4 protein-coding genes are annotated in these 5,948 nt (G+C 68.0%); 3 read left to right on the top strand and 1 reads right to left on the bottom strand.

The window, feature by feature from the left end; all coding sequences use genetic code 11:
* Positions 1–318: 318 nt before the first annotated feature.
* Entirely contained in the window at positions 319–1,113 is a 795-nt protein-coding gene (locus K206_RS0125555; protein ID WP_020205225.1) for an ABC transporter substrate-binding protein, read from the top strand.
* Positions 1,110–3,908, top strand: a complete 2,799-nt coding sequence (locus K206_RS0125550; protein WP_043367092.1) for an EAL domain-containing protein — start codon at positions 1,110–1,112, stop codon at positions 3,906–3,908. Before K206_RS0125555 ends, K206_RS0125550 begins: the two co-directional genes overlap by 4 nt.
* A gap of 131 nt (positions 3,909–4,039) precedes the next feature.
* Here the strand turns inward: K206_RS0125550 and K206_RS0125545 are convergent, their stop codons facing one another.
* Positions 4,040–4,399, bottom strand: coding sequence for a hypothetical protein (locus tag K206_RS0125545; protein WP_020205223.1), 360 nt, complete (start codon positions 4,397–4,399; stop codon positions 4,040–4,042).
* A 686-nt stretch (positions 4,400–5,085) separates the two neighbouring features.
* On the opposite strand from K206_RS0125545, the gene K206_RS0125540 reads away from it, so the two are divergent.
* Positions 5,086–5,948, top strand: an 863-nt coding sequence (locus K206_RS0125540) for an ATP-binding cassette domain-containing protein (RefSeq protein WP_020205222.1), incomplete at its 3' end; no start/stop codon positions are given.

Here is a 5,948-nt window from a genome sequence, read left to right as displayed (position 1 = left end):
CCCGCCGCCGCCATCGCGCCCGCGCGGCCCGCGGCGGCGGTGCTGTATGCATATCCAGTGGCGCGGCATGTGAAAGCCAGCAACAAAGAGCGGCGCCGGAACGCGCCCGGCCCTTCCCACGCGGACACCTGCATGAGAGCATGCAGGCTTTGCTGTCCATGCGGCCCCGGCGGGGTTTCGCCGGGGCCGGCCCGGCGCCATGCCGGGAAGCACATTTGAAGGACCACCGAGGTTCGCAGGGCCGGGGGATTCGCCCGGGTTCCGCCGCGGTCATAAGAAAGAACGATCGGTGCCAGATTTTTTTTGCGGGGTCAGACAGTGACAAGACACGGACTAGGCGGGCTACTTCTTGCGCTGTGCTGCCTGGGCAATGCCCAGGCAAGCGGTCCGGACTGCGCGCGGCCGTTTACGCTCGCGCTGCACGATCATGGCCTGCTCTATTCGCTCGACACCGATACCGGCATCGACAAGGACTTCGCCGACGAGATGATCCGGCGCAGCGGATGCCAGATCCGGGTCAGCCTGATGTCGCGCGCGCGCATCTGGAAACTGATCGAGTCCGGCGCGCTCGATTTCAGCCTGTCCGGCATCGCCAACGCCGAGCGCAACCAGTACGCCGCCTTCGCCTGGTACTTCAGCAACAAATACTATCTGCTGGTGCGCAAGGACGCCGGCATCCAGAAGCTGTCCGACTTCGCCTACAACGACCGCTTCCAGCTCGGCGTCATCCGCAGCTTCCGCTACAGCAGGTCCGCCAACCAGCTGGTGGACCGGCTCGCCGCCGCCAACCGCGTCAGCCAGGCCGGCGGCCTCGAGCCGCTCTACGAGGCGCTGGCGCGCCGGCGCATCCAGGGCATGATCATCGAACCGTTCGACTATCCGGCGCTCGACGCCAAGCACATCCGCGACGTCACCTCGGTGGTCGAGTTCAACGACCCGCCCGTGCTGCATGGCCTGATCATGTCGAAGAAGGCGCTGCCGCCGGCCGAGCAGGAGAAATGGCGCGCGCTGGTCGACGACATGCGCGCCGACGGCACCGTGCGCCGGATCTTCGCCAAGTATTTCAAATCCGACATGGTCGACGCCATGACCGAATTCAAGTCGCCGCTGTGAGCGCAGTCCGCCTTATCCTGCTGCCCTTGCTGATCCTGGCCGCCGGGCTCGGCGTGACCTGGGCGGTGTGGGACCACGACCAGCAGGCCTCCCGCCATGAAGTGCGCAGCCAGTTCAACTTCGCGCTGGGCGACGCCGTCGGCCGCATCGAGCAGCGCATGGCCACCTACGAGCAGATGCTGCGCGGCGTGCACGGCATGTTCGCCGTGAGCGGCACGCTGGACCGCGACCAGTTCCACGACTACCTCAAGGCCATCAACCTCGACGCCAACCTGTCCGGCGTGCAGGCGGTCGGCGTGGTCAAGTGGGTGCCGGCCGCAGACAAGGACGCCCACGTCGCCGCGCTCGGCGGCACCGGCGTGGCCGGCTACGGCATCCATCCCGGCGGCCGGCGCGAGGCCTACGCCCCCATCGTCCAGCGCGAGCCGCCCGCCGACGGCGATCCCCCCGTGCTCGGCTTCGACACGTGGTTCAACCCGGAGCGCCGGCTCGCCCTGCAGCGCTCGCGCGACTCGGGCTCGGCGATCGTCTCCGGCAAGGTCCAGCTGGCCGTGGACACCCGCGGCGACGAGGAACCCGGCTTCGTCATGTACCTGCCGGTGTACCGCCGCGGCCTGCCGCAGGAAACCGCGGCGCAGCGGCGCGACAGCCTGGTCGGCTGGGTCTACGCCTCGTTCCGCATGCGCGAGGTCATCGCCAGCCTCTACGGCGAGCAGCCGCCCGGGATCTCGCTGGCGCTCTACGACGGCGTGGAGCCGTCGGCGACGGCGCTGCTCTACCGCTCGCCCGAGGCCGGCGGCAGCAGCACGGACGCCGTGCTCTCCGCCAACGAATACCTGGTGGTGGGCGGGCACGACTGGATGCTCTCCATGACCGCCCACAAGGCCTTCGAAGAGCGCTTCGGGCGCAACTCGCAGGCGGTGATCGCCTGGACCGGCACGGGCCTGAGCCTGCTGCTCGCGCTGCTGGCCTGGGCAATGGCCAGCGGCCGCAGCCGCGCCATGCGGCTGGCTTCGCTGATGACCCGCGAACTGCGCGAAAGCGAAGAGAAGTTCCGCGCGCTGGCCGACTGCACCGTCAACCTGGAAGTCTGGTGGGGGCTGGGCGGCCGGCCGCGCTGGATCAATCCCTCCGTCAAGGAATACACCGGCTACACCGTGGAAGAATGCATGGCGATGCGCGACCTAGCCGGCACGCTGATCCACCCCGAGGACATGCCGCGCGTGGCGCCCGAGCTGCTCAAGGGCCAGCACGGCCTGCGCGGCAACAACCTGGAATTCCGCTGCCTGCGCAAGGACGGCTCGGTGCTGTGGCTGTCCGTCTCCTGGGGCCCGATCCACGACGCGCGCGGCGTGTTCACCGGCTTTCGCATCAGCGGGCGCGACATCACCGAGCGCAAGCTGCTCGACGCCGAGCGCAAGATCGCCGAGGACAAGATCCGCGAGCTGGCCTTCTTCGACGCGCTCACGCGCCTGCCCAACCGCACCCTGCTGGCCGACCGCCTCAAGCAGGCCATCGCGGTCAGCGCGCAGAGCGGCGCCTCCGGCGCGCTGCTGTTCATCGACGTCGACAACTTCAAGACCCTCAACGACACGCTCGGCCACGACAAGGGCGACCTGCTGCTGCAGCAGGTGGCGCAGCGCCTGTCCGCCAGCGTGCGCGAAGGCGACACGGTGGCGCGCGTGGGCGGCGACGAATTCGTCGTGGTGCTCGGCAACCTCAGCGACAACCGGCAACTGGCGGCCAGCGAGACCGAGGCCGTCGGCGAGAAGATACGCACCATCCTCGGCAAGACCTACCATCTCGACGGCGTGGAATACCGCAGCACCGCCAGCATCGGCGTGACGGTGTTCAACGGCCACCATGCCTCCATCGACGAGCTGCTCAAGCAGGCCGACCTCGCCATGTACAAGTCGAAGGAGCGCGGGCGCAACGCCATGCGCTTCTTCGATCCGGCCATGCAGACCGTGGTGGTGGCGCGCGCCGCGCTCGAAGCCGGCCTGCGCAAGGCCGTCGACGAAGACCTGCTGCTGCTGCACTACCAGGCGCAGGTCACGGTCGACAACCGCATCACCGGCGCGGAAGCGCTGGTGCGCTGGCAGCATCCCGAGCGCGGCATCATCTTCCCCGCCGAATTCGTCCCGCTGGCCGAGGAAGCCGGGCTGATCCACGCGCTCGGGGACCGCGTGCTGCGCGCCGCCTGCCTGCAGCTGGCGCGCTGGTCGGTCCAGCCCGACCTCGCTCACCTCACCATCGCCGTCAACGTCAGCGTCCACCAGTTCCGCGAGCCGGACTTCGTCGCGCGCGTGCTGGCCGTGATCGGCGAGACCGGCGCCGACCCGCGCCGGCTCAAGCTCGAACTCACCGAAAGCGTGCTGGTGGACAACGTGGAAGACATCGCCGAGAAAATGCACGCGCTCAAGGACTCCGGCGTGGTGTTCTCGCTCGACGATTTCGGCATCGGCTACTCCTCGCTCTCCTACCTCAAGCGCCTGCCGCTCGACCAGCTCAAGATCGATCGCTCCTTCGTGCGCGACATCCTCGTCGACCCCAACGATGCCGCCATCGCCAAGACCATCGTCGCGCTCGGCAAGAGCCTGGCCCTGGAGGTGATCGCCGAAGGCGTCGAGACCGCCGCCCAGCGCGATTTCCTCGCCGACGCCGGATGCCACGCCTACCAGGGCTACTTCTTCTGCCACCCCGTGCAGGTGGAAGGTTTCGAAGCGTTCGTGCGCCGCTTCAGCCAGCGGCACCGCCAGGCGGCGGCGCCCGCAAGAGAGCAGGTGGACGGCTGATTGCGTGCCAGGGCGCGCTTCGTTCCGGACGCATCGATCCCCATAGACGCGCTGCGGCATGAGCCAGCGGCCGGCGCGGCGCGCTGTCGATGACGGGCTTGTCCGCGCCAACGGCGCCGGAAGGCGCGGCCTCAGCGCGGCGCCGAACAGGCCGTCCCGGAGCCCGGACGGCAGCCGGCATCGCACACCACCGCGCCCGAACTGTCCAGGCTCGCGCCGCCGCCCGCCGTGCTGGAACACATCACGTTCCCCTTCATGTCCACCGCGCAGCGGCCCACGCCGCAGCGCGCGTCACCTTCCCGGTCCAGCGCGATCCCGCCGCCATCCCTGGCGCAGCGGACCTCGCCCGAGCGCGTCATCATGCAGGCGCTGTTGCCGGGGCAATTGACCGCGCCCCGGAAATCCGGCGCGCAGTTGGCGGCCAGCGCCGCCTGCGCGGCGGCGGCAAGTGCCAGGGTAAGTAACAGCTTCTTGGTCAGCGCGACTGCCATTTTGTGATTCCCCTCGATGCTTTTGTTTTTCTGGCTCTGGGCCCGGTTCGGGCCGGGGGCATTGTACTGGGGTTGGGCAAGCGCGGACCTCCCGCTTCCGGGTTTCTCCCCGGTGGTCCCCTCTAAAGGGGTATGCCGGACGCGGGGCCGGAAATGACGGAAATGGCCGGAGCACGCCCGGCGCGAGGCCGCGCAGGCCATGCATCGACGACCCCCGGGCAGGTGAAAGGCGGCCGGAATACCGGGATCGCGGTGGATGCGGACCGCGGGCGCCCGGGCGCGCAATGGCCCTCACATCGACGGCGGCTCGTGGTCTTCCCGGGCGCCGGCTGCGCTTCTGTGGCGGACAGGCCAAAAAGATCGGGAAAAGTTGACGCGATTCCTGTAGCACCGCTGCAGTGCCGGCGCGCCCGGCATGCGTGCACGGTACCGTCCCGCGCACCCAAAACGATCGCTTTTCCCGGCTGTGGCGCGGCCCCGTGCCCCTTCTTTGCGCTTATTTCTCCATGCCGGGGAGACGCGGAAACACGCCTGTCGGTATGCATAGGAGTTTGCTATGCAGTGCATTCGAAAATATTTATTTTCCTTTAATTGGGCGGTGTTAGATTTCACCGGCGCCTGCAAGCCGAGGCGAGTCCATCACCGAATTCGCATCCGGACACCCGTCGATTCAAGGAGTGTTTTTCATGGCAGATACCGCCACCAAGATCAATGACGTCGCAAGGACTTCTGCCATGCCGCGCGACATCAAGATGCGCGCGCTCCGGCTGTCGAAGCGTTACGGCGGCACCACGGCCCTGCACCCCGTCGATCTCGATGTGCGTACCGGCGAGCTGCTGACGCTGCTGGGCCCCTCCGGGTCGGGGAAGACCACCTTGCTGCAGATCATCTGCGGGCTGGTCGAACCCAGCTCGGGCGAGTTGTTCATCGATGGCGTCGACCGCACCCATGCGCCTTCGCACCAGCGCGATGTGGGCGTGGTGTTCCAGAACTATGCCTTGTTCCCGCATCTCTCCGTGTACGAGAACATTGCCTTCCCGCTGCAAATGCGCCGGGTGGACCGCGACGCCATCCGTGCCAAGGTGATGCGCGTGCTCGAGATGGTGGGGCTGGGCAGTTTCTCGGCGCGTTTCCCGCGCGAACTCTCCGGCGGCCAGCAGCAGCGCGTGGCGCTGGCACGCTGTCTGGTGTACCAGCCGTCGCTGGTGCTGATGGACGAATCGCTGTCGGCGCTGGACCGCAAGCTGCGTGAAAGCATGCAGGTGGAGATCAAGCGCATCCACCGCGAGACCGGCACCACCATCATTTTCGTGACGCACGACCAGGACGAGGCGCTGGCGCTGTCGGACCGGGTCTGCCTGATGAATGCCGGGCGAATCGAGCAGATCGGCACGCCCGCCGAAATCTACGAGCAGCCGCAAAGCACCTTCGCCGCCGACTTCATCGGCATCTCCAACAAGATCAGGGGCCGCGTCGCCGGCGACGGCTGGCTCTCGAGCGTCGACGGCAGGATCCCGGTGCCGGCGGCCGACAGCGCGCGCGCGCTGTC

Origin of the sequence: Cupriavidus sp. WS (genome assembly GCF_000395345.1) — a bacterium.
Classification (GTDB): Bacteria; Pseudomonadota; Gammaproteobacteria; order Burkholderiales; family Burkholderiaceae; genus Cupriavidus; species Cupriavidus basilensis_B.
Note: the sequence above shows the minus strand (reverse complement) of the source record. Positions and strands in the feature narration are given on the sequence as shown.